We start from the raw sequence: 22,817 nt of genomic DNA, 5'->3' as shown, positions 1-22,817 counted from the left end.
GAAATTCTTACCGAATTATGAAGCAAGGTTTGCAACTCAGGCTCAGCCAACAGCTGGCGATGACTCCACAGTTGCAGCAAGCCATTCGCTTGCTGCAACTCTCTACGCTTGAACTCCAGCAAGAACTGCAAATGGCGCTGGAAAGCAATCCGCTGCTTGAACAAACCGAACTGCACGAAGAAGTTGACGCACGTGAATTTCAGGATCAGGAAAGTGATTCGTTAGACACGCGCGAAGCGCTTGAGCAGAAAGATATGCCTGAAGAGCTTCCGCTCGACGCTACCTGGGACGAAATCTACACCGCAGGCACACCGTCAGGCACCGGCACCGATTACCAGGATGACGAACTGCCGATCTACCAAGGCGAAACCACCCAATCGCTGCAGGATTACCTGATGTGGCAGGTTGAGTTAACGCCGTTCACTGATACCGATCGCGCGATTGCCACGTCAATTGTTGATGCCATTGATGACACCGGCTATCTCACCGTCAGCTTACAAGACATTTATGACAGTATTGGTGATGAAGAGCTGGCGCTGGAAGAAGTCGAAGCCGTGCTCAAGCGCGTACAGCGTTTCGATCCGATCGGCGTCGGTGCACGTGATTTGCGTGATTGCCTGTTAGTCCAGCTGTCGCAATATGCTGCCGACACGCCCATGCTGGCGGAAGCGCGCCTGATTGTTAGCGAACATCTCGATCTGCTGGCCAACCATGATTTCCGCAGCCTGATGCGCGTAACCCGTCTGAAGGAAGAGGTGCTGAAAGAGGCGATGCTGCTGATTCAGTCACTCGATCCGCGCCCAGGCCAGTCGATCAACACCAGTGAACCGGAATATGTCATTCCCGATGTGCTGGTACGCAAAATCAGTAAGCGCTGGACGGTTGAACTCAATTCCGACAGCATGCCGCGCCTGAAAATCAATCAGCAGTATGCGGCGATGGGCGGAGCTGGCCGTAATGAAAGCGATAACCAGTTTATTCGCAGCAACTTACAGGAAGCCAAGTGGCTGATTAAGAGCCTGGAGAGCCGCAACGACACGCTGCTGAAAGTGACACGCTGTATCGTTGAACAGCAGCAGGCGTTTTTTGATCAGGGTGAGGAGTACATGCGTCCGATGGTGTTGGCAGATATCGCTCAGGCTGTTGATATGCATGAATCCACCATTTCCCGCGTGACCACGCAAAAGTATTTACACAGCCCGCGTGGCATCTTTGAACTGAAGTATTTTTTCTCCAGTCACGTCAACACCGAAGGCGGCGGCGAAGCCTCGTCCACGGCGATTCGTGCATTGGTGAAAAAATTAATCTCGGCGGAAAACCCCGCAAAACCCTTGAGCGACAGCAAACTGACCTCCATGTTATCCGAACAGGGCATCATGGTTGCGCGACGTACGGTTGCTAAATATCGCGAGTCTTTATCTATACCGCCATCAAACCAGCGCAAGCAATTGGTTTGACCGAACGAAGAAGGAAGACCTATGCAGCTAAACCTTACCGGACTTAATGTTGAAATTACCGAACCTCTGCGTGAATTTGTAAATACCAAATTTGCCAAACTGGAACACTATTTTGATCGTATCAATCAGGTTTATATTGTTCTGAAGGTAGAGAAGGTGACGCAGGTTGCGGATGCAACACTGCACGTTAACGGCGGAGAGCTGCACGCCACATCGGAAGCGGAAGACATGTACGCGGCCATCGACGGGTTAATCGATAAGCTTTCCCGTCAGCTGACCAAACACAAAGACAAACTGAAAAAACACTAACCTTCACGCTTGCAGAGTGCTGACTGATTCGGCACTTAGAGCATAAATGGGGCGGAACTTACCGCCCCGTTTTGTCATCTGCGCAAGCGCCAGCGGGTGAACGGTAATGAAATCAATTGCCTGAAACTCGCGGCTATGTGAACTCGCAAGTGAAACGATGATGAACAACGATCTAACACTGGAATTGAGCTCGGTCCTATCACTGGACTGTACCCGTAGCGGCGTACACTGCCAGAGTAAAAAACGCGCGCTGGAGATTATCAGCGAGCTGGCAGCGAAGCAGCTCAATCTGCCGCACCAGACGCTTTTCGAAGCCATCCTGACCCGCGAACGCATGGGCAGTACCGGTATTGGTAACGGCATCGCCATTCCACATGGCAAGCTGGAAGAGGACACCTTACGCGCTGTCGGCGTGTTTATTAGCCTCGATCAGCCTATCGCTTTTGATGCGGTAGATAATCAGCCGGTTGACCTGCTGTTTGCCCTGCTGGTACCCGCGGACCAGTGTAAAACCCACTTACACACGCTTTCGCTGGTTGCCAAACGCCTCGCAGATAAAACCGTCTGTCGTCGTTTGCGCGCGGCACAGAGCGACCAAGAGCTCTACGCCATTATCACAGAAGCTCAGGAAGCACACTCTTAAGCGAGAAACACTTTTACCGGCGTTTTCGCCGGTTTAAAACGGGAGAAATGTGATGGTGCTGATGATCGTTAGCGGTCGGTCAGGCTCAGGAAAATCAGTCGCGCTGCGTGCCCTCGAAGATATGGGCTTTTACTGTGTCGACAACTTGCCGGTGGTCTTGCTACCGGAGCTGGCGAATACCTTAACCGAACGCAATATCTCTGCGGCGGTCAGCATTGACGTGCGTAACATGCCGGAATCACCGGAAGTCTTTGAAGCGGCGCTCAACAATCTGCCCGATGCCTTTTCGCCGCAGCTGCTGTTTCTTGATACCGATCGCAACACGTTGATTCGCCGCTACAGCGATACGCGTCGCCTGCATCCGCTCTCCAGCAAAAACTTGTCGCTGGAGAGTGCTATCGATGAAGAGAACGATCTGCTGGAGCCACTGCGCTCACGCGCCGATCTGATTATCGATACGTCTGAGATGTCGGTTCATGAGCTGGCGGAGATGCTGCGTACCCGCCTGTTAGGCAAGCGTGAGCGTGAACTGACCATGGTGTTTGAGTCATTCGGCTTCAAACACGGCATTCCGATCGACGCCGATTATGTCTTCGATGTGCGCTTCCTGCCGAACCCGCACTGGGATCCTAAGCTGCGTCCGATGACCGGCCTGGATCGTCCGGTGGCCGCCTTCCTCGATCGTCACACCGAAGTGCACAACTTTATCTATCAAACGCGCAGCTATCTGGAACTGTGGCTGCCGATGCTGGAAACCAATAACCGTAGCTATCTCACCGTCGCCATTGGCTGTACCGGCGGTAAGCATCGTTCGGTGTATATCGCGGAACAACTGGCGGATTATTTCCGTTCACGCGGTAAAAACGTGCAGTCTCGTCATCGCACTCTGGAAAAACGCAAATCATGACCGTGAAGCAAACCGTTGAGATTCGTAACAAGCTGGGCATGCACGCGCGCCCAGCGATGAAGCTGTTCGAGCTGGTGCAGAGTTTTGATGCTGAAGTGTTGCTGCGTAACGAATCGGGCACCGAAGCTGAAGCCAGCAGCGTGATTGCGTTGCTGATGCTCGACTCAGCGAAAGGCGGTCATATTGAAATCGAAGCCAGCGGCCCGCAGGAAGAGCAGGCGCTGGCAGCGGTCATCGAACTGTTTGAAGCGGGCTTTGACGAAGATTAAGCCTTTCAATGCAGCTTGTAGCGATTCAGGAAACCCTCGCCGCCTAACTGGCGCATCTGCCGCATAATCCACTGCTGGCGCTGTCGCGTGTAGCCTGAAGGCGCATCGGCACGGAAGCGGATCGGATTGGGTAGAACCGCCGCCAGTAACGCGGCTTCAGACATCGTCAGGCGGCTGGCGGGTTTATGGAAATAGCGCTGTGAGGCCTCTTCCACGCCAAATACGCCATCGCCAAATTCTGCAATATTGAGATAAACCGTCAGGATGCGCCGCTTGGTCCACACGGTTTCGATTCCCACCGTGAGTCCCGCTTCCAGCCCTTTACGCACCCAGCTGCGGCCATCCCATAGAAACAGGTTTTTCGTCGTCTGCTGAGACAAGGTTGAAGCTCCGCGCATGCGTTCATTGCCATCGTTATCCAGCACTGATTGAATGGCATCAACATCAAAGCCCCAATGCTCGGGAAACTTTTGATCTTCAGAAGCGATAACCGCTAAAGCCATCCACGGCGAGATCTCATCCATGCCGACCCAATCCGAGTGCGCCACATAATCAAAACGCCCTGTAAACCAGGCACCGATTTGCCGCTCCACCATTACCGCCGAGAACGGTACTGGTAGAAAAGCAAACAGCAGAATGCCCGCTAACCAGATGCCGAGCCAGGCCAGCAGCACTTTAGCAATCAGTACTTTAATACGTTTTCCCAGCGTCCCTTTACTCTTGCTCATGCAATTTTCTCTTACCTGTTCCCTGTATTAATCAATCACCCAAGTCACAATAGCTAATACCAACGATTAACCACTAAATTTTATCCTCTGATTGGCAAAAACGTCAGTGAAATTGTTGCCTGCGCAATCAACGTTCCTCTATTAGAGCCAATCACATCAAGCACTTCCGCCAAAAAGGAATCGGTTCCATGAGGTTAAATGCACCAGGCGCTGCGCGCATGAACACTTAACTGAATGTGATATCGCTCACGTAAAAGCTTTCATGAAGCTTAACTATCATTTTTTATGATGTTCGAACTTGTTCATTGATTACAGAGACCATTCTGAAAAATGCGACCAAATCTGTCTGATCCTGCCTGCATTCGGCCTCAATGATGGTAAAGCGATTTACCGCACAATTGGTTTACATCATTCAATAAACTATAAACTGGAACTTTCCGTTTAAGGTTTCCAAAACGTTTTGGATAAGCCGTCAGAAAACCTGACTTTATTCATAAATATCAGCATGTTAATCTAACTTAACTTCAATTTTTTGTCAGAATCACATTTTCCATGCTCGTGTCAGGCTTTTCCTGCTAACGACTGAAGCAAAACCAGGCAAAAAGCAGAACAATTGGTCAAAAAAGGTGCAATATGGCAAAGAAATTAATTCCTTGCTTGACTGTGTCAGCAAATTAATGTTTTCTGTATTTAATCGCTGCTCAACATCACACAATTTAATGAATCTTGTCACAAGCATTGGCGAATTTGTTAAGGTGATTTGGAAGCGTTAACCAATACCGAACTGCTGCTTTCTTTTTCGATTTCTAATAATAGCAGCAGTGCCCATTTCCCTGGTGTTGGCGCAGTATTCGCGCACCCCAGTTTCGACTGGGGTCATTTTTTTCTAACGTCCTGTAATTTTTCCCGCTCCGCTACCCATTCACGTAACACGTTCGCGTCTTTCAGCCACTCTTGTTTTAACTCATCGACCCACTCTTGCACGTTGTCCCACCACGCTGGCAATTCCGGCGACTGAATCTGCTTCGCCAACTGCTGTATATGCAGTAAGCCAACCGAACCTGCCGCACCTTTGATCTTGTGCCCTTCTTCAGCAATCCCTTTTTGATCGCGCGCCATCATGTTGGAATCCAGCACCTCGAGATAGCCCGGCATCATCTGCTCAAACATGGTCAGGCTTTGGGTAATCAATCCTGGGCCAACCAGTTCAATGTATTGCTCCAGCATCGCCACATCTAGCAGCGTGCGCGACTGCGCATCTGATGATTCGGTGGCGATCTCTTCCAGCTCCGGCTGATAATCCCAGAACTTCTTGATCACCGCCGTAAGCGCTGGCACAGCAAGCGGTTTGCTCAACACATCATCCATGCCGGCATCGAGATACTCTTTTTTGTCTTTCAGCACATTGGCGGTCAATGCCACCAGCGGCGGCAGCGCCACATCTGCGTAACGCTGATGGATGGCACGTGACACGTCGAGGCCCGTCATATCCGGAAGCTGAATATCGAGCAGCACCAGATCGAACTCCTGCGGATCAAACATCGCCAGCGCATCCGTACCGGTCATCGCGACTTCTACGCTGCAACCCAGCTTCTCCAGTACCGAACGCGCAACGATGACGTTGAGTTCAATATCTTCCACCAGCAACACGTGCAGCGCCGGCAACGGCATACTGTCATCCAGATTGTCGTCTTCCACTTCCTCAGCGACGCGTGGCGCGTTGATCTCCACGGTGAAGCAGGAACCCTGCCCCGCGACGCTACTCACGCTAATATCGCCGCCCATCGCCTGGGCTAAACGACGCGAGACCGCTAAACCGATGCCGGTGCCCGTCGCCGGCTTGCCGCCGTGCTGATCTTTCACCTGGTAATACATGGCGAAGATCTTATCCTGCTCTTCCTGCGGAATGCCCATGCCGGAATCCTGCACTTCAAAGTGCAGCGTTTCATCCTGACGATAGGCAACGCGCACCACAATCTCGCCCTGCTGAGTAAATTTCACGGCATTGCCGATCAGGTTCCACAGAATCTGACGCAGACGCGTGCCATCCGCCGAAATTTTATGGGGCAGCGGCAGCTCTGGCGCCATGACAAATTTCAGCCCTTTTGGCTGCGCCAGCAGACCGGAGAGGTTTTCCAGATCGGCGAGGAAACCGGTGAAATCCAGCGGCTGATTATCCAGCTGCACTTTGCGGCGTTCGATTTTGTCCACTTCAATTACATCATTGAAGATGTTGCCCAGCGTGATGGCCGACACGTGGATGGTTTTGAGGTACTTCAGCTGCTCCTGATTGAGATCGGTATCCAGCAGGATGCGGCTCAGTCCGACGATGCCATTCAGCGGCGTACGCAGCTCATGGCTGATAGTCGAAATAAAGGTAGTCTTCTCACGGCTGGCGTTCTCCAGCGCGTCCTGATAGCGCTTACGCTCGGTAATGTCGCGGCCAAAGCCCATCAGGCCACTGCGTTTTCCGACACGGTCGTAATAGGGCACTTTACGGATTTCGAAACAGGCTTTGCGCCCGTCGGGATATTGCAGCCACTGTTCGTAGGTTAGCGACACATTGTGGCGGAACACCTTCTCATCGGTTTCCAGCACTTTGGTGGCGGCTTCGTCATCGTAGATATCGCGTGGTGTCAGGCCAATCAGCTGTTTTTCACTCATGCCGGTTAGCAGTTCCATGGCGCGATTACAGCCGGAGAACTGCTTATCAATGTTGCGGTAGAACACCAAATCCGGTGACGCATCAAGGAAGGAGCGCAGGAAGGAGGATTGCTGTTCCAGCTCAATTTGCGCCTGCTCGCGTCGTGCCATCTCTTCGCGCAGCTTATCCATCACCTGCTCGCGCGCCTGCTCGGCTTTAATACGGTCGTTAATTTCCTGATTAAGCTGGGTGATGGTCTCTTTCATCTGCTGGTTCAGCTCGAGATCGCGCGTACGCATCTCTTCCAGCTTATCCACCAGTTTCGACAGGCGCTGGCGCGACTCTTCCAACTGATCGACCACCACTGAGAGGAAATAGACCGCCCAGGGCGTAATCAACAGACCGAAGAAGATGGAGCGGACGACGTCGATGCTCTCCACATGCCCACGCAATACCATGGTGACGGCCATCTGTACCACCATCGCCAGCACCACCAGCGCTGAGGCTAACAGCAGCGAAAAGCGTACCAGGCCGAGTTTGACCATCAAATCAACGTAGTACTGCGCTAAAAGACGAATCTGTTTCATTACGAGCTCCCTGAACGAAATCTGGCTCATGATAGCGTAATTATCGCTGCGCTGCCCCGCTTCACCCGGCCATATCGCGCAGGTTATGCCCTGTAATGGTGCATCGCAGCGTGATTTCGCCGACGTTCCCTTCTATATGCGCAAAGCGCTTGACTAATTCTGCCAACTGAATAATCTGGAGGGCCGCGCTTTTGCGAACCTTTCCTCAACATCCGGTGCTAATCAGCACCCTGGCAGCCATTCATCCTGATGGTTGCACCTCTTTATTGCATACCCATTCAATTTAAATGACTTTCTACGCATGCTTTGCGTGATTAATTTTACTAATGGCAGCGCCATTTTGATTCAAATATGACGCCATAAGAAAAACAGATACATGCTGTGTATCAACTGCCCCTAACAGCATTAAATGCTGTTATAACCCTTTCTGCCAGCATTGTTTGGATATTAGAGGGCTGGGTCACAGTGAGACGGCTCACACTTCCTGGGGGAATGCGCAGCGGGATATTGACATAAATTTACGCAATAAATTCTTATTAATCATTTAATTAAGTGACAAGAAAGCCTATTACCCGCATCAAAGCTGGCTATTTGACCTGAGTTCGCTTTCCCGATAAGTTGGAATTCCACTGGAAGCTTTCCTGGTGGGCCTGTGTCTCGGCATATCTATGCAGCAAGAAGCCTCCCTCTGGATGCAAGCTATCTCCCGAAAGAGACCGGAATAAAAAGAGCAGCTCATTAAGGACGTGACAACAGTGTCTTGAGAGCCCTTGCTCGGTGCTGCGACGCCTGCTCTTTACTGAGCGGCACAAGAATTGATACCGCCGCGCTGGCTTACATTGTCACGCTGCGGTACACGAAATAATGCAGGTAATGTCAAAAGAAGTTTAAGGAGACTCTCAATGTCCACGCAAAAACCGAATCCCTATGGTTTGTATGACCCATCAGCTGGCAGTGACAGCTGTGGTGTAGGTTTCATTACCCGTAAGGACGGCGAGCAGACTCATGAGATTCTGCGGATGGCCCATAGCGCGCTGTGCACGGTTCCGCACCGAGGCGGCATGTCTGCCGAAGGCGTGGGCGATGGCGCGGGTGTGAACGTCGATCTCTCCCTGAACTTCTTCCGCAAGGTCACCGGTCTGGCGCTGGAAGCCGGCCGTTTTGGCGTCGGTAACTTCTTTGTGCCAAAAGACGCAGAGCTGCGTGCAAACGCTGAGCGTCTGGTTGAAGAAACGCTGGCGGCGCATAACTTCCCGGTATTAGTGAAACGCGATATGCCGCTGGACGGCAGCGTGACGCGCCCGGCCGCCCTGCAATTCCAGCTGCCGATTGTGCAGTGGATTTTTGCCGCGCCGCAGGAAGTGACTGAACAACTCGAATTCGAGCGCCAGATTTATCGCGCGCTGCTGGATATCGAAGCGCGCGCCTTTACCGAAAGCGAATTCGGCGGCCTCTATCCGCTGTCGCTCTCTTCGCGCACGCAGGTATTTAAAGCGCGTCTGAACTCCAACGAAGTGATTCCTTACTTCAAAGATTTGACCGATGCCGATCATCAGGTGCGCGGGCTGTTCTTCCACACCCGTTTCTCGACCAACACCGATCCGCATACCACCATGGCGCAGCCATTCCGCTTAATGGCGCACAACGGCGAGCTGAACACCGATCGTAAAAACCGCATTGCCGAAGCGGCACTGATGCTGGCGCGCGGTAAAAAAATCGTGCGTCCAAAAGGTCAGTCCGACAGTTCGCGTCTCGACCAGAGCATCCATAGCCGTTTGATGGAAGATAACCTCGACCTGATCAACGCCGTAGTTTCGATGATGCCGCCAGCGTGGGAGAACGATACCTCGCTCTCGAACGAAGTGCGCGCCATGCTCGAGTACTTCTCTTTATATGAAGAGAAGAACGATGGCCCAGCTGCGCTTATCTTCGGTAACGGTGAAGTGATCGGCGCGCGACTTGACCGCCTCGGTCTGCGTCCGCTGCGTTCCGTTGAAACCGCGGAGTACATCGGAGCGATGTCTGAAGCGGGCCAGATCGCCTTCCCACCGGAAAGCGTGCTGCGTCGTGGCCGTATCGAAGCGGGCGGCATGCTCTATTACGATCACAAAGAGAAACGCTCTTACACCACGGTTGAAGCGCTGGAAAAACTGGCCGCTGAAAAAGATTATCTGTCACTCCTGAGCAAAGCGCGTATCGATCTCGCCGACCTGCCAGAAATTCAGGCAGAGCAGCTCGGCTCGCCGCTGCGTTATCGTGGTGACCTCAAAACCTATCAACGTTTTGTCGCCTACTACTACAACCAGGAAAGCTTCAAATTCATGATGGATCCGATGCTGCAAACCGGCGCTGAGAAGATCTCAGCCATGGGTTACGGCAACGCCATCAACGGCCTGTCTGACCACGAAGGCGGCATGGCGCACTACTTCTCACAACGATTTGCCCAGGTTACCAACCCGCCGCTCGACTCCATTCGTGAAGCGGACGGCATGACGCTGCGTGTTGCGCTGGGTGCGAAGCCGCATCTCGGCCGCAGCAAAGGTCAGCAAATCATTGTTCCGACGCCAATCCTGACGCACCTCGACATGCTGCGCCTGCGCGAGCAAACCGTCGCTCCTTATGCGCGTTTCGAGATGCTGTATGAACCGGTGGTCGGCAAAGATATCGTCAGCCGTGCGGCCAACGCCAACGCGCTGGAAAAAGCCATTGATGACTTAGCCCAGCAGGTTGTCGATTTCGCACGCCAGCAAGGCGGCATCGCGGTGATCACCGATCGTCATATCTCTTCAACTCACGCAGCGATCCCGATGCTGCTGATGGTGTCGGCGATCAACCAACGTCTGGTGCAGGAAGGTCTGCGTCTGGATGTTTCGCTGGTGGTCGAAAGTGGTCAAAGCATCTCTTCACACCATATCGCGGCGACGCTGGGCTTCGGTGCTTCTGCCGTTTACCCACTCGGCGTGCAGATGCGTGCGGAAGAGAAATTCGGTGAAGGCGAAGAAGGCAATAAAGCCTTTAAACGCTATGCCAAAGCAGCCGAAAAAGCGCTGATGAAAACCATGGGTAAAGTCGGCCTGTGTACCGTTGAGAGCTACAGCTGCGGCGAGTTCTTCGAGCCGAACTTCCTGAATACCGACGATCCGGTATTGAAAAAGTATTTCCCGAATATCAAAACGCCGGTTGGCGGCGCGGGCTTCCCGGCGATCGCCCAGATGGCGGTAGACTGGCATCAAAGCGCATTAAAAATTCAGGGCGAAGCGGAAGTGCCGTTGCTCGGCCTGTTCAAAGAGCGTGCTGAAGGCGCGGGCCACTCATACGGCACCATCGCGGTGCGTACCTTCATTGATATGACGGAACAACCGATTCGCTTTGCTAACAAAGAGCGCGAAGAGGACAACTTTATTCGTTTGATGACGCTGGCCAAACTGGATAATGCGTTCAACATCAAAGCGGAAGCCTTTAAAGACAGCAGCTTCGAGCGCATCCCAAACGATGTGATCGACAGCTTTGCCATCACGCCAGATTATCGTCAGTTCTCCAGCCTGATGCATGCCGAACGTAAACGCCGTCCTGCGGCGCTACGTGACATCCTCGCGCTGCCGTGCGATCTGACCCACGTGGACAGCGAAGCCGAATTCGGCCGTAAACTGGGCCGCTACTCGCTGGTGAACAACGGTTTCGCTACGCGTGGCCTGAAATGTGAAGCAGTGAACGGCAGCCTGAACCAGTTCGAGCTGCGTCTGATCGATGCAATTGCTGGCCTGAAACCAGAAAGCGAGCGCCTGGAAGCGCTGGCACGGGCACTGAAAACCCGTTTCACCGATGATATCGAAAGCAGCAACGTAGCGGATGGCGTGCTGCACATCACCGCTTACGGCAAAGCGGCCGATTATCTGTCGCTGATCTTCACCGCGCTGCCATCGCTGCCGCTGGAAGAGATTCAGCCAGCCCACGAAATCACCCGTACCTTTGCTTCCGGTGCGATGAGCCACGGTGCGTTGGTTGCGCCGGCGCACGAAGCTGTCGCGCACGGTACTAACATGGTTGGCGGCATGAGTAACTGTGGTGAAGGTGGCGAGCACTATTCACGTCACGGCACCATCCGCGCGTCACGTATCAAGCAGTTGGCATCCGGGCGTTTCGGCGTGTGGGCGGCTTATCTTGCTGATCCAATGCTGGAAGAGCTGGAGATCAAAATCGGTCAGGGCGCGAAGCCCGGTGAAGGCGGCCAGCTGCCGGCACCAAAAGTGACCGTTGAGATTGCCGCAGCGCGTGGCGGTACGCCGGGCGTTGAGCTGGTTTCACCGCCGCCGCACCACGACACTTACTCCATCGAGGATTTGGCGCAGCTGATCCACGACTGTAAAGCCGCGCGCGTGCGTGTCATCGTCAAACTGGTTTCATCTGAAGGTATCGGCACCATCGCCGTCGGCGTGGCGAAAGCCGGCGCGGATGTCATTAACGTCGCGGGTAACACCGGCGGCACCGGCGCAGCGTCCGTTACCAGCCTGAAATATACCGGCCGCGTCGCGGAAATCGGCATCGCTGAAGTGCATCAGGCGCTGTGTGCCAACGGCCTGCGCGACAAAGTGCAGCTGCGCTGCTCCGGCGCGCAGCAAACCGGCAGCGATGTGATCAAATCTGCCCTGCTCGGCGGCGATAGCTTCGAGTTCGGCACCACCGCGCTGATGATGCTGAAATGCGTGATGGCGAAAAACTGTAACGTCAAATGCCCGGCCGGTTTAACCACCAACGCCGAAGCCTTTGATGGTGATCCGCGTCAGCTGGCGCAGTACTTCATCAACGTGGCGCAGGAAGTGCGTGAGTTCCTCGCCCGCCTCGGTCTGCGTTCTCTGCGTGAAGCGCGTGGCCGTTCGGATTTGCTGCACTTGATGGATCACCCGCTGGAAGTCGGCAAACTGGATCTGCGTGCGATGTTGACCGTAGTGCCAGAGCAGAAAATTGCCAAGCCGGTGTATCTGGAAAAAGACTTTGAGCTGGATGATGGCTGGGTCAGCGAGCTGAAAACGCAGCTGGTTGGCGCGGCAAGCCGTGAAATCGCGCTGGGCGCGGGCATCACGCTGAACAACCGTAACAAAAGCGTCGGTGGTCAGCTGGCGATCGATATCGAACGCATGCTGAACCATGAACTCTCGAAAGAGCAGCTGGCTGCATTGCCAGCGGTGCTGAAAGACGATCGCGGTCGTCACTATCTGGCGCCAGCCACCGTGCTGATTAACACCAGCGGCTCTGCTGGCCAGTCGTTCGGCGCGTTCTGCAACGACGGCATGCAGATGAAGCATTACGGCACCTGTAACGACGGTGTCGGCAAAGGCCAGTGCGGCGGCGAGTTGGTGGTGATGTCACCAGGCGGCGGCGCACAGGATAGCGATGGCAACGTGTTGATCGGTAACTTCGCGCTGTTTGGCGCCACCGGCGGCCGTCTGTTCGTTCAGGGCCAGGCGGGTGACCGCTTCGCCGTGCGTAACTCCGGCGCAACCGCGGTAGTGGAAGGCGTTGGTGACTTCTGCTGCGAATACATGACCAACGGCGCCATCCTCAACCTTGGCACCTTTGGTAAAGGCTTTGGCAACGGCATGAGCGGCGGTTTCGCTTACCAGTACGATCCGTATGGATCGCTGGCAGCCCACGCAGCAGGTGATTCGGTGCTGTTTGGTTCTATCGCCGATGAAGATGAAATGGCGCAGGTGCACAAACAAGCGGTGCTGACCATGCTGAACTGGCATCTGGAAGCAACCCAATCGCCACGCGCGGCCTGGCTGCTGGATAACTGGGAAACCGAGTGCCACCACTTTGTTTATGTGATGCCGCGTTCGCTGCTGCTGTATCAGGATGGCACCGAAATCCTGAAAGCCAAATCACGTAAAGACCTGCTTGAAGAGCTGTCAACCTCACTGGCTGCGCATCAGGTTGCGAAGTTCAAATCAGCGTGGCGTGACGGTAAAACCATTGCCAACGGCGCAGTTCCGGCTTATGGCGCGACCGATACGCTAGAGATGTTTGTTCTGCTGAACAACTACACCGTTCTCAGCCTCGCGCAGCAGCTGGCGCTGGGCAAGCTGCCGAAAGGCACGGCGGTGGAAGATCCAGCAGTAGAAAAAGCGGTACGTAATCTTCTGATGACCGAAGATTTCACGCTCATCAGCAAGCTGCAACGTCATGCACGCTCGGCGATTGAGAGTTACAGCGATGACGAGCTGGCAAGCCTGATCGCCGCGAAACGAATGTCAGATTACAAAGCGGCATTAACGCAGCGCAACATTCGCTCGATGGACAGCCTGGCGACTTACGGCTGGATCATCTATCAGGATGCCTGCAACCGTGAAGTGCTTGGTCATCTGCCTGATTTTGAAGAGCTGTTTGCGCGTGCTGCACTGCCAGAAATCGCTGCTGCGGTCGGGAAACTTTCCTGATTACAGCGCCAATGAACAAGTGTAATTTTGACCTTTCCCTCACTACTTCAAGGTGCAGAAAGGCGGCAAACGCATCTGTAACCTGAAGTATGACAGGGATAAAATTTTGAACAGGATTGAGCCTTACCGATGAAAATTCCTTACATTCCTGAAGATGCACCGTTTAACGGTGAGCAGAAATACTGGCTGGCGGGCTTCCTCGCCGGTCTCCATTCGCGCCTGCTGGTATTAGAAGACAAGCAGAGCGCACCGGCTGCAGGTGCCAGCACCAATACGCAGTTGCACATCCTGTTCGGTTCACAGACCGGCAACGCTGAAGCGCTGTCGCAAACGGCCGCTAAAGCCGCACGCGCCAAAGGTTTGGTGCCGGTGGTTCAAGCGCTGGGCGAAGTGGATCTGGATGTGTTCGCCACCATGCGTCACGTGCTGATCGTCACCTCGACCTACGGCGAAGGCGAAATGCCGGACAACGCCCAGCTGTTCTGGAACGCGATTTCAGCCAGCACCGCGCCGCGTCTGGAGCAGATGCACTTTGCGGTATTGGCGATTGGCGACACCGGCTACGACGGTTTCTGCCAGGCAGGTAAATTCATCGATATGCGTCTTGAGCAGCTCGGTGCAAAACGCGTCGCCGATCGTATCGACTGCGATATCGACTTCGAAGAGCCATCCAGTGCGTGGATTGGTACGGCGATGCCGCAATTCGCCGCCAGTGCAGGCAGCAGCGGTACAGCATTAGAAAGTGCGCCTGAAGCGCCGGTCATTCCGGGCAGCAATAAGCAGAACCCCTATGCGGCTGCGTTGGTGACTAACAAGCGTCTTTCGGCAGAAGAGTCGGCGAAAGATATTCGTCACTTCGAGTTTGATCTCACCGACAGCGGTTTGAAATATGAAGCGGGCGATGCGCTGGGTGTGATCCCGGTGAATGACGCAGCACTGGTTTCACTGCTGCTGACTCAGCTGAAAGCAGATTACGAAACGCCAGTTCCCAGCTTTGATCGCAACCTCGGCGATCTGCTGACTTATCAGTTCGAAATCTCCGAGCCGTCACGCAAACTGATTGAGTGGGTTGGCCAGCACACCACCAACCAGGAACTGCGTCACGTCCTGCAGCACGACGATAAAGATACCCTTGCCGTTTGGCTGTGGGGCAAAGACACGCTGGATCTGCTGCAGCTTGAGCTGACGCGCAGCCTGTCGGTGCCGGAATTCGTTGCCATGCTGCGTCCGTTACAGCATCGCGCTTACTCCATCTCGTCGAGCTCGAAAGCCCATCCAAATCAGGTACATCTGACCATTGCTTCCGTGCGCTATCACAGCGGCGGCCGCGAGCGTAAAGGCGTGTGCTCAACTTATCTGGCTGAACGTGTACGTCGCGGCGAAAAGCCGGCGATCTTCATCTCACCAAACAAAGCGTTCCGTGTACCGTCAAACGGCAATGCGCCGCTGATCATGGTTGGGCCAGGCACCGGTATCGCACCGTTCCGCGCCTTCCTGCAGGAACGTCAGGCAACGGGCGCAGAAGGTAAAAACTGGTTGTTCTTTGGTGACCAGCATCAGGCACACGATTACATCTACGAAGAAGAGTTGCAGGCATGGCAGGAGAAAGGTCTGCTGACTAATCTGGATCTGGCCTTCTCGCGCGATCAGGAAGAGAAGATTTACGTGCAGAACCGCATGCTGGAGAAAGGCGCTGAGCTGTACGCCTGGCTGCAGGATGGCGCTTACTTCTACGTGTGTGGCGACGCATCTCGCATGGCAAAAGACGTTGATGCGGCGCTGTATGAAGTGGTTCGTCAGTTCGGTGGCTTGTCCAGCGAGCGCGCGGCGGCTTACGTCGATCAGCTGAAGAAAGATAAACGCTACCTGCGCGACGTCTACTAAGACGCGCAGGCATAAAAAAACGGGCCAATCGGCCCGTTTTTTATTGCACGTTTTACTTCACCACACGCAGTGAAGGTCGTCCGCCACGCGGCGGCGGCTCATCATCTGGCGAATGATCGTCGTCAGTCGCATCATCCGGACGATCGCCATCAATCACAGACATCATTGTCTCTTCCTGACCGCTACCTTCCTGCTCGTCCGTCGCCAGCTCGTAAGCCGGTTCCGGCTCGAACATGGTGCCAGCGCCGTTTTCACGGGCATAAATCGCCAGAACTGCAGCCATCGGCACAGAAACCTGACGCGGTACGCCACCGAAACGCGCGTTGAAACGCACTTCATCATTGGCGAGGTCAAGATTGCCTACCGCACGCGGCGCGATGTTCAGAACGATCTGTCCATCACGCGCATATTCCAGCGGCACCTGCACACCAGGCAGATTGATGTCGACCACCAAATGCGGCGTCAACTGGTTATCCAGCAACCAGTCGTAGAACGCCCGCAACAGGTAAGGACGACGCGCCGTTAGTTGCGACATTTCCATACATTAGCCCCGAGCTTGCAGGCGCATTTCACGTTCTGCTTCCGTCAGTGACGCAAGGAAAGAGTCACGTTCAAACACACGCGTCATATAGCCTTTCAGCTCTTTAGAACCGGCGCCAGACAGGTCAACGCCCATCTGCGGCAGACGCCACAGCAGCGGCGCCAGATAGCAATCCACCAGGCTGAACTCTTCGCTCATGAAGAACGGTGTGCGTGCGAACAGTGGTGCAATCGCCAGCAGCTCTTCGCGCAGTTGCTTGCGCGCTGCATCGGCTTCGGCACCGTTGGCGGTTTCGATGGTGCGCATCAGGCTGTACCAATCCTGCTCAATGCGGTGCATCATCAGACGGCTTTCACCGCGCGCTACCGGGTAAACCGGCATCAGCGGTGGATGCGGGAAACGCTCATCGAGGTATTCCATGATGATGCGTGATTCATACAGCGTCAGTTCACGGTCGACCAGCGTCGGTACGGTGCGATACGGGTTGAGGTCAATCAGATCCTGCGGCAGGTTATCCGTTTCAACCTGCTCGATCTCCACGCTGACGCCCTTCTCAGCCAGTACGATACGTACCTGATGGCTGAAAATGTCAGTCGGACCAGAAAACAGCGTCATTACCGAACGTTTGTTGGCAGCGACAGCCATGAAAACCTCCAAGTTTGTTCACAAAAAGATACTGCGAATAGCCAACCACACGGCGACTCACCGGCTCATCAGATTCGCCTACCGTCAGCGTCAGGAGCATCGACCGGTCTTCCGGACAGGAACGACATGCACAACGCTGCGTCTTGCAGGCGCAAAGTGACAGTGAGTTTACCAGATTTTAAGCAGCTTGTGGGGCGGGCGTGATGATTTGCGGGCAAAATGCGGGTAAAGCTCGCGTTTTTCGTGGGAAAAAATCATTAATGCAGGCAATAAAAAACCCGCCGAAGCGGGTTTTTTGAGCCAACTGCCGCTGCCGAAGCAGCAAACAATTAACGCTTGGAGAACTGCGGACGACGACGTGCTTTACGCAGGCCGACTTTCTTACGTTCAACTTCACGCGCATCACGGGTAACGAAGCCCGCTTTACGCAGTTCAGAACGCAGAGACTCGTCGTACTCCATCAGAGCGCGTGTGATACCGTGACGGATCGCACCAGCCTGACCAGAAATACCACCACCTTTAACAGTGATGTACAGGTCAAATTTACCAACCATATCAACCAGCTCCAGCGGCTGACGCACGACCATGCGTGCAGTCTCGCGACCGAAGTACTGCTCCAAAGAGCGCTGGTTAATTACGATGTTACCGCTACCCGGCTTGATGAAGACGCGAGCGGCAGAGCTTTTGCGGCGACCAGTGCCGTAGTTTTGAGTTTCAGCCATTGCCTATAATCCCGATTAAATGTCAAGAACTTGCGGTTGCTGCGCCGCGTGGTTGTGCTCGTTGCCTGCGTAAACTTTCAGTTTACGGTACATAGCACGACCCAGTGGGCCTTTCGGCAGCATGCCTTTAACCGCGATTTCAATCACACGCTCAGGACGGCGCTCGATCATCTCTGCAAAGGTCGCTTGCTTGATACCACCGATGTGGCCAGTGTGGTGATAGTAAATCTTGTCAGTACGCTTGTTGCCGGTTACAGCAACTTTTTCTGCGTTCAGAACGATGATGTAATCACCGGTATCAACGTGCGGAGTGTATTCCGCTTTGTGCTTACCACGCAGACGGCGCGCCAGTTCAGTCGCCAGGCGACCCAAGGTTTTGCCCGTTGCGTCAACAACATACCAGTCACGCTGTACGGTTTCTGGTTTAGCTGTAAAAGTTTTCATTGAAAAGCTTACCCAAATAAAAAGTTACACGTTGGTGAAATCCCAAACGCTAAGTAAACGATTGAGGCTCACACGACCATTTTGCCCAGCAAGCCACCCCTTCAAGTGAGTTACCGGATCACATCGAGTTCTTGGGAAAGAAAACCGATGCTGTAACGTGGGGTCGCAAGATTATAGAGAAGTCGAACTCAAAGATCGAACCTTTTTGCATCTAAAACCTACGATTTATGCCACGTCATCAGGGCAGATGCGGCAGACGCAAATACTCTTCGCTCTGCATCTCCTGCAAACGCGACAAGCAGCGTTGATACTCAAACTTCAAGCGTGTGCCCTGATAAATTTCAAACAGTGATGTTTCAGCCGCGACAACCAGTTTCACGTGGCGTTCGTAGAACTCATCGACCAACGCAAGGAAGCGGCGCGCCTGATCTTCGGTCTTATAAATCATCACCGGCACATCATACAGCAAGAGGCTGTGAAAACGGCGCGAGAGCTCAATATAGTCGTGCTGACTGCGCCCTTCGCCGCACAGCGTCAGGAAATTGATCGCCAGCACGCCTTCATGCACGCCCAGCGTGGGCATCTGGCGATGGTTGATTTCCAGCACCGGCGCGTCTTCACGCGCTTTACCGGACAGCGCGCGGAACATGCGCTCCATTTCGCTATGCGTGGCCTCGTTGAGCGGGAAGTTCCACAAATGCGCCGACGTTAGTGTGCGCAAACGGTAATCGATACCCGCGTCCACATTCATCACTTCACAATGACGCTTGATTTGTTCGATGGCTGGCAGGAAACGCGGGCGCTGCAGGCCGTTGCGATAGAGCTCATCCGGCGGAATGTTCGAGGTGGCTACCAGCGAGATGCCGCGCGCAAACAGCGCTTCCATCAGCGTGCCCAGCAACATGGCGTCGGTGATATCCGAGACAAAAAACTCATCGAAACAGAGAATGTCGGTTTCCGCTTTAAAGCGATCGGCGACAATTAGCAGCGGATCGCTGTGGCCTTGCAGCTGCGTCAGTTCCTGATGGACACGCAGCATAAAGCGGTGGAAATGCAGGCGCAGCTTACGATCACCAGGAATTGACTGAAAAAACAGATCCATCACCCAGGTTTTACCGCGTCCCACACCGCCCCACATATACAGGCCGCGCACTGGCGCTTCGCGGGTGCTTTTCTCTTTATTCATTATCTTAGACAAGCGGCCAAACAGACCTTTGGCAGCCGGTTCAACCTGTTGCTGGCGGGCAATCAATCCTTGCTGGATGGTATCTAAGCGGGTAATCGCTTCTCGTTGTACGTCATCCGGGCGAAATTCGCCCTGCGACAGCGCCTGCTCGTAGCGCGCAAGCGGAGATGAGGTTTGCATGGTTCTCTCAGAATCCCTGAAAAAGTCCGATTCACGGGTCGGTTGACGAAAATTAGGCCGCTCTACACTAAGCGATGCAGCCCGATAGTTCCACTTCCAATAGATTATTGGGTATAGTGGCTGCTATTGAAGTTGATGTTGCAACAGAAGCAATGCCCTACGAAACAACGGAAATTACACGGGAGTCATTATGACCTGGGAATACGGGCTGATTGGTTTAGTGATTGGCATTATTGTCGGCGCAGTCGTCATGCGTTTTGGCAACAAGAAGCTGCGTGAGCAGCGTAGCATGCAGTATGAACTGGAAAAATCGAAGGCTGAGCTGGCCGATTACCGCGAGGAGCTCACCAACCACTTCGCCCGCAGCGCCGAGCTGCTGGACAATATGGCGCATGATTATCGCCAGCTGTATCAGCACATGGCGAAAGGGTCTAACGACCTGCTGCCAAATCTGCCCGGCGAGAAAAATCCGTTTGCCTACCAGTTAACGGAAGCCGAAGCGGATAACGATCAGGCGCCGGTGCAGATGCCGCGTGATTACTCTGAAGGCGCATCCGGCCTGTTACGTGGCAGCGACCGCGCTCCGCGTAATTAATCCTTTTGGGGCACAGCTTAGCTGTGCCCTTTTCGTTTTCGAACACAAACCACAAACTACTGTCACACTTCTTTTATCCCTTTCGCAGCGAGAGCGTTGTAGCAATGAAAAAACAAGCACGTCTGTTAAGCGCATTAGCCTTAGGTATCGGGATGAGTTTGGCTGCGGCGCCGAGTGCGCTGGCAACTCTTCCCGCCCAGATTCAGGGACAAGCATTGCCAAGCCTTGCACCGATGCTGGAAAAAGTTCTGCCCGCAGTAGTGAGCGTGCGTGTTGAAGGTACCGACAGCGGTCAGCAGGCGCAGGATATTCCTGAACCACTGAAGCGCTTTTTTGGTCAGGCACCGGGACAATCGCAGCCTCAGCCTTTTGAAGGTCTGGGTTCTGGCGTGATCATTGATGCCGCTAAAGGCTATATCCTCACCAATAACCATGTGGTCAGCAACGCCGATAAAATCAGCGTGCAGCTGGGTGACGGCAACGAATATGACGCTAAGTTAATTGGTCACGATGAACAAACCGACATCGCATTGATCCAGGTTGAAGGCGCGAAAAACCTGACGCAGGTGAAAATCGCCGACTCTGATTCGCTGAAAGTGGGTGATTTTGCCGTGGCCATCGGTAACCCGTTTGGTCTGGGTCAAACCGCCACCTCGGGCATCATCTCTGCGCTCGGTCGTAGCGGCCTGAATCTGGAAGGACTGGAAAACTTCATTCAGACCGATGCCGCGATTAACCGCGGTAATTCCGGCGGTGCGCTGGTGAACCTGAATGGTGAGTTGATTGGTATCAACACCGCGATTCTGGCGTCAAGCGGCGGCAACATCGGCATTGGCTTTGCCATTCCCGCCAACATGGCGATGAACCTGGCGCAGCAGCTGATTCAGTTCGGCGAAGTGAAGCGCGGTCAGCTTGGTATCAAAGGCACGGAAATGACCGCCGATATCGCCAAAGCGTTTAACGTTGATGCGCAGCGCGGCGCCTTTGTTTCGGAAGTGCTGCCGAAGTCAGCCGCCGAGAAAGCGGGCATCAAAGCCGGCGATATCATCACCTCCATCAATGATAAGCCAATCACCAGCTTTGCTGAGCTGCGTGTGAAAGTCGGCACCACGCCGCCGGGCCAGGATGTGAAAATCGGCCTGCTGCGTGAAGGCAAACCGGTCAACGTCACCGTCACGTTGGAACAGAGCGCGCAAACCACCGCCAGCGCGCAGCTGATGTCGCCTGCACTGCAAGGCGCAACGCTGAGCGACGGCGCGACCAAAACCGGTGATAAAGGCGTGAAAGTCGATGCCATTGAAAAAGGCACGCCAGCGGAGCAAGTTGGTTTGCAGAAAGATGATGTGATCATCGGCGTAAACCGCAATCGCGTCGCTTCTATTGCCGAAATGCGCAAAGTGCTGGAAGGCAAACCGCCGGTGCTGGCACTAAACGTGGTGCGCGGCGAAGAGACGATTTACCTGCTTCTGCGATAATCCTCGCAACAGGCGGACAAGCAGGTGTTTGTCCGCCTTTCTCATGCTATTCTGCCCTGCGATCTCACCTGGCTTGAAATAACACCATGTTTCTTAAACTTTTGCGTTCTGTGGTGATGGGCCTGATCGTGGCTGGCTTACTGCTCGTCGCGATCCCTGCGCTGCGTATGGGCAGCAACGTCACCTTTGATCAAGACAACAGCGACGATGAAGCACCCGTTAGTTTTAATCAGGGTGTGCGACGTGCCGTGCCTGCGGTCGTTAACGTCTATAACCGCAGCGCCCATGGCAACAATAATCGCGGCATCACCACGCTGGGTTCCGGCGTCATCATGAACGGCAAAGGCTACATCCTCACTAACAAACACGTGATTAATAACGCCGACCAAATCATCGTCGCGCTGCAGGATGGACGCTTCTTCGAAGCCACCTTAGTGGGTTCCGATGCCATGACCGATTTAGCGGTGCTGAAAATCAGCGCCTCCAACTTGCCGGTTATCCCCATCAACGCCAAACGTATCGCGCACATCGGCGACGTCGTCATGGCGATCGGCAACCCATATAACCTCGGCCAAACCGTGACGCAAGGCATTATCAGCGCCACCGGACGCGTGGGTCTGAGCTCATCCGGACGACAAAACTTCCTGCAGACCGATGCCTCGATCAATCAGGGTAACTCGGGCGGCGCATTGATTAACTCGCTGGGTGAACTGATGGGCATTAACACCTTGACGTTTGATAAAAGCAGCGATGGCGAAACGCCGGAAGGGATTGGTTTCGCCATTCCCACCGCGCTGGCGAGCAAAATCATGGATAAGCTGATTCGTGATGGTCGGGTGATTCGCGGCTACATCGGCATCACCGGGCGCGAACTGCCGCCGCTGCACGGCCAAGGCAGTAATCTTGATCGCGTGCAGGGCATTATCGTCAGTGACGTCACGCCGAATGGCCCCGCCGATAGCGCCGGCATTCAGGCCAATGACGTGCTGCTGGAAGTGAATGGTAAACCGGCGCTCTCGGCGCAGGAAACCATGGATCAGGTGGCAGAAATTCGGCCGGGCTCGGTGATTGACGTGCAGATCTTGCGTAATGAAAAGAAAATGACCTTGCCGGTGACGATTCAGGAATTCCCGGAAGTGACCGCGCCCGCCACCACCACGCCATAAG

General features: G+C 54.2%; 17 protein-coding genes. 10 read left to right on the top strand and 7 right to left on the bottom strand.

Annotated features, from left to right (window positions below; genetic code table 11):
• Positions 1-17: 17 nt before the first annotated feature.
• From rpoN to npr, 5 genes are all read left to right on the top strand, one after another.
• Positions 18-1,457, top strand: coding sequence for an RNA polymerase factor sigma-54 (rpoN, locus tag FCN45_RS02290; RefSeq protein ID WP_137385044.1), 1,440 nt, complete (start codon positions 18-20; stop codon positions 1,455-1,457).
• A 21-nt stretch (positions 1,458-1,478) separates the two neighbouring features.
• Entirely contained in the window at positions 1,479-1,766 is a 288-nt protein-coding gene (hpf, locus tag FCN45_RS02285; RefSeq protein ID WP_101762283.1) for a ribosome hibernation promoting factor, read from the top strand.
• Between the two features lie 160 nt (positions 1,767-1,926).
• A complete protein-coding gene (gene ptsN, locus FCN45_RS02280; RefSeq protein WP_176970221.1) occupies positions 1,927-2,409 on the top strand; it encodes a PTS IIA-like nitrogen regulatory protein PtsN in 483 nt (160 codons plus the stop codon).
• A 52-nt stretch (positions 2,410-2,461) separates the two neighbouring features.
• Complete coding sequence (rapZ, locus tag FCN45_RS02275) at positions 2,462-3,316, top strand: RNase adapter RapZ (protein ID WP_101762285.1); 855 nt, start codon at positions 2,462-2,464, stop codon at positions 3,314-3,316.
• Positions 3,313-3,585, top strand: coding sequence for a PTS phosphocarrier protein NPr (npr, locus tag FCN45_RS02270; RefSeq protein WP_008104379.1), 273 nt, complete (start codon positions 3,313-3,315; stop codon positions 3,583-3,585). The genes rapZ and npr overlap by 4 nt, the downstream gene beginning before the upstream one ends.
• Positions 3,586-3,590: 5 nt before the next feature.
• Here npr and mtgA read toward each other — a convergent pair whose 3' ends face one another.
• Both mtgA and arcB read right to left on the bottom strand, forming a co-directional pair.
• Entirely contained in the window at positions 3,591-4,313 is a 723-nt protein-coding gene (gene mtgA / locus FCN45_RS02265; RefSeq protein WP_137385043.1) for a monofunctional biosynthetic peptidoglycan transglycosylase, read from the bottom strand.
• 876 nt (positions 4,314-5,189) lie between these two features.
• Positions 5,190-7,544 (bottom strand): aerobic respiration two-component sensor histidine kinase ArcB, encoded by a 2,355-nt coding sequence (gene arcB, locus FCN45_RS02260; protein ID WP_137385042.1) that lies wholly within the window; start codon positions 7,542-7,544, stop codon positions 5,190-5,192.
• Between the two features lie 902 nt (positions 7,545-8,446).
• Between arcB and FCN45_RS02255 the strand changes: the two genes are divergently transcribed.
• Together FCN45_RS02255 and FCN45_RS02250 are read left to right on the top strand one after the other, a co-directional pair.
• Positions 8,447-13,978, top strand: coding sequence for a glutamate synthase-related protein (locus FCN45_RS02255; protein ID WP_137385041.1), 5,532 nt, complete (start codon positions 8,447-8,449; stop codon positions 13,976-13,978).
• Positions 13,979-14,107: 129 nt separating this feature from the next.
• A complete protein-coding gene (locus FCN45_RS02250; protein WP_137385040.1) occupies positions 14,108-15,862 on the top strand; it encodes a sulfite reductase subunit alpha in 1,755 nt (584 codons plus the stop codon).
• A 52-nt stretch (positions 15,863-15,914) separates the two neighbouring features.
• On the opposite strand, the gene sspB is transcribed toward FCN45_RS02250, so the two are convergent.
• From sspB to zapE, 5 genes are all read right to left on the bottom strand, one after another.
• A complete protein-coding gene (sspB, locus tag FCN45_RS02245; RefSeq protein ID WP_064737765.1) occupies positions 15,915-16,403 on the bottom strand; it encodes a ClpXP protease specificity-enhancing factor in 489 nt (162 codons plus the stop codon).
• 3 nt (positions 16,404-16,406) lie between these two features.
• Positions 16,407-17,048 (bottom strand): stringent starvation protein SspA, encoded by a 642-nt coding sequence (gene sspA, locus FCN45_RS02240; RefSeq protein ID WP_008104394.1) that lies wholly within the window; start codon positions 17,046-17,048, stop codon positions 16,407-16,409.
• Between the two features lie 329 nt (positions 17,049-17,377).
• Positions 17,378-17,770: a 30S ribosomal protein S9 gene (rpsI, locus tag FCN45_RS02235; protein ID WP_007886600.1), complete on the bottom strand. Its 393-nt coding sequence runs from the start codon at positions 17,768-17,770 to the stop codon at positions 17,378-17,380.
• Positions 17,771-17,785: 15 nt separating this feature from the next.
• Entirely contained in the window at positions 17,786-18,214 is a 429-nt protein-coding gene (gene rplM, locus FCN45_RS02230; RefSeq protein ID WP_007886599.1) for a 50S ribosomal protein L13, read from the bottom strand.
• Between the two features lie 238 nt (positions 18,215-18,452).
• Positions 18,453-19,580 (bottom strand): cell division protein ZapE, encoded by a 1,128-nt coding sequence (gene zapE / locus FCN45_RS02225; protein ID WP_137385039.1) that lies wholly within the window; start codon positions 19,578-19,580, stop codon positions 18,453-18,455.
• Positions 19,581-19,770: 190 nt separating this feature from the next.
• Between zapE and zapG the strand changes: the two genes are divergently transcribed.
• From zapG to degS, 3 genes are all read left to right on the top strand, one after another.
• Positions 19,771-20,175 (top strand): Z-ring associated protein ZapG, encoded by a 405-nt coding sequence (gene zapG / locus FCN45_RS02220; RefSeq protein WP_064737767.1) that lies wholly within the window; start codon positions 19,771-19,773, stop codon positions 20,173-20,175.
• 104 nt (positions 20,176-20,279) lie between these two features.
• Positions 20,280-21,650: a serine endoprotease DegQ gene (degQ, locus tag FCN45_RS02215; protein WP_101762291.1), complete on the top strand. Its 1,371-nt coding sequence runs from the start codon at positions 20,280-20,282 to the stop codon at positions 21,648-21,650.
• A gap of 86 nt (positions 21,651-21,736) precedes the next feature.
• The gene (gene degS, locus FCN45_RS02210; RefSeq protein ID WP_101762292.1) at positions 21,737-22,816 is read left to right on the top strand and encodes an outer membrane-stress sensor serine endopeptidase DegS; all 1,080 of its coding nucleotides are present in this window, start codon (positions 21,737-21,739) and stop codon (positions 22,814-22,816) included.
• Position 22,817 lies beyond the last annotated feature (1 nt).

The sequence above is a fragment of the Pantoea sp. SO10 genome (assembly GCF_005281435.1).
GTDB lineage: Bacteria > Pseudomonadota > Gammaproteobacteria > Enterobacterales > Enterobacteriaceae > Pantoea > Pantoea leporis.
The sequence above is the reverse complement of the archived record's forward strand: the minus strand, read 5'-3'. Positions and strand labels throughout refer to the sequence as shown.

Bases quoted from the DNA above. Each gene is read 5' to 3' on its own strand.
- arcB (WP_137385042.1), bottom strand. From the start codon at position 7,544: ATGAAACAGATTCGTCTTTTAGCGCAGTACTACGTTGATTTGATGGTC.
- FCN45_RS02255 (WP_137385041.1), top strand. From the start codon at position 8,447: ATGTCCACGCAAAAACCGAATCCCTATGGTTTGTATGACCCATCAGCT.
- hpf (WP_101762283.1), top strand. From the start codon at position 1,479: ATGCAGCTAAACCTTACCGGACTTAATGTTGAAATTACCGAACCTCTG.
- rpsI (WP_007886600.1), bottom strand. From the start codon at position 17,770: ATGGCTGAAACTCAAAACTACGGCACTGGTCGCCGCAAAAGCTCTGCC.
- zapG (WP_064737767.1), top strand. From the start codon at position 19,771: ATGACCTGGGAATACGGGCTGATTGGTTTAGTGATTGGCATTATTGTC.
- zapE (WP_137385039.1), bottom strand. From the start codon at position 19,580: ATGCAAACCTCATCTCCGCTTGCGCGCTACGAGCAGGCGCTGTCGCAG.
- sspA (WP_008104394.1), bottom strand. From the start codon at position 17,048: ATGGCTGTCGCTGCCAACAAACGTTCGGTAATGACGCTGTTTTCTGGT.
- ptsN (WP_176970221.1), top strand. From the start codon at position 1,927: ATGAACAACGATCTAACACTGGAATTGAGCTCGGTCCTATCACTGGAC.
- rpoN (WP_137385044.1), top strand. From the start codon at position 18: ATGAAGCAAGGTTTGCAACTCAGGCTCAGCCAACAGCTGGCGATGACT.
- rapZ (WP_101762285.1), top strand. From the start codon at position 2,462: ATGGTGCTGATGATCGTTAGCGGTCGGTCAGGCTCAGGAAAATCAGTC.
- degS (WP_101762292.1), top strand. From the start codon at position 21,737: ATGTTTCTTAAACTTTTGCGTTCTGTGGTGATGGGCCTGATCGTGGCT.
- FCN45_RS02250 (WP_137385040.1), top strand. From the start codon at position 14,108: ATGAAAATTCCTTACATTCCTGAAGATGCACCGTTTAACGGTGAGCAG.
- rplM (WP_007886599.1), bottom strand. From the start codon at position 18,214: ATGAAAACTTTTACAGCTAAACCAGAAACCGTACAGCGTGACTGGTAT.
- mtgA (WP_137385043.1), bottom strand. From the start codon at position 4,313: ATGAGCAAGAGTAAAGGGACGCTGGGAAAACGTATTAAAGTACTGATT.
- sspB (WP_064737765.1), bottom strand. From the start codon at position 16,403: ATGGAAATGTCGCAACTAACGGCGCGTCGTCCTTACCTGTTGCGGGCG.
- npr (WP_008104379.1), top strand. From the start codon at position 3,313: ATGACCGTGAAGCAAACCGTTGAGATTCGTAACAAGCTGGGCATGCAC.
- degQ (WP_101762291.1), top strand. From the start codon at position 20,280: ATGAAAAAACAAGCACGTCTGTTAAGCGCATTAGCCTTAGGTATCGGG.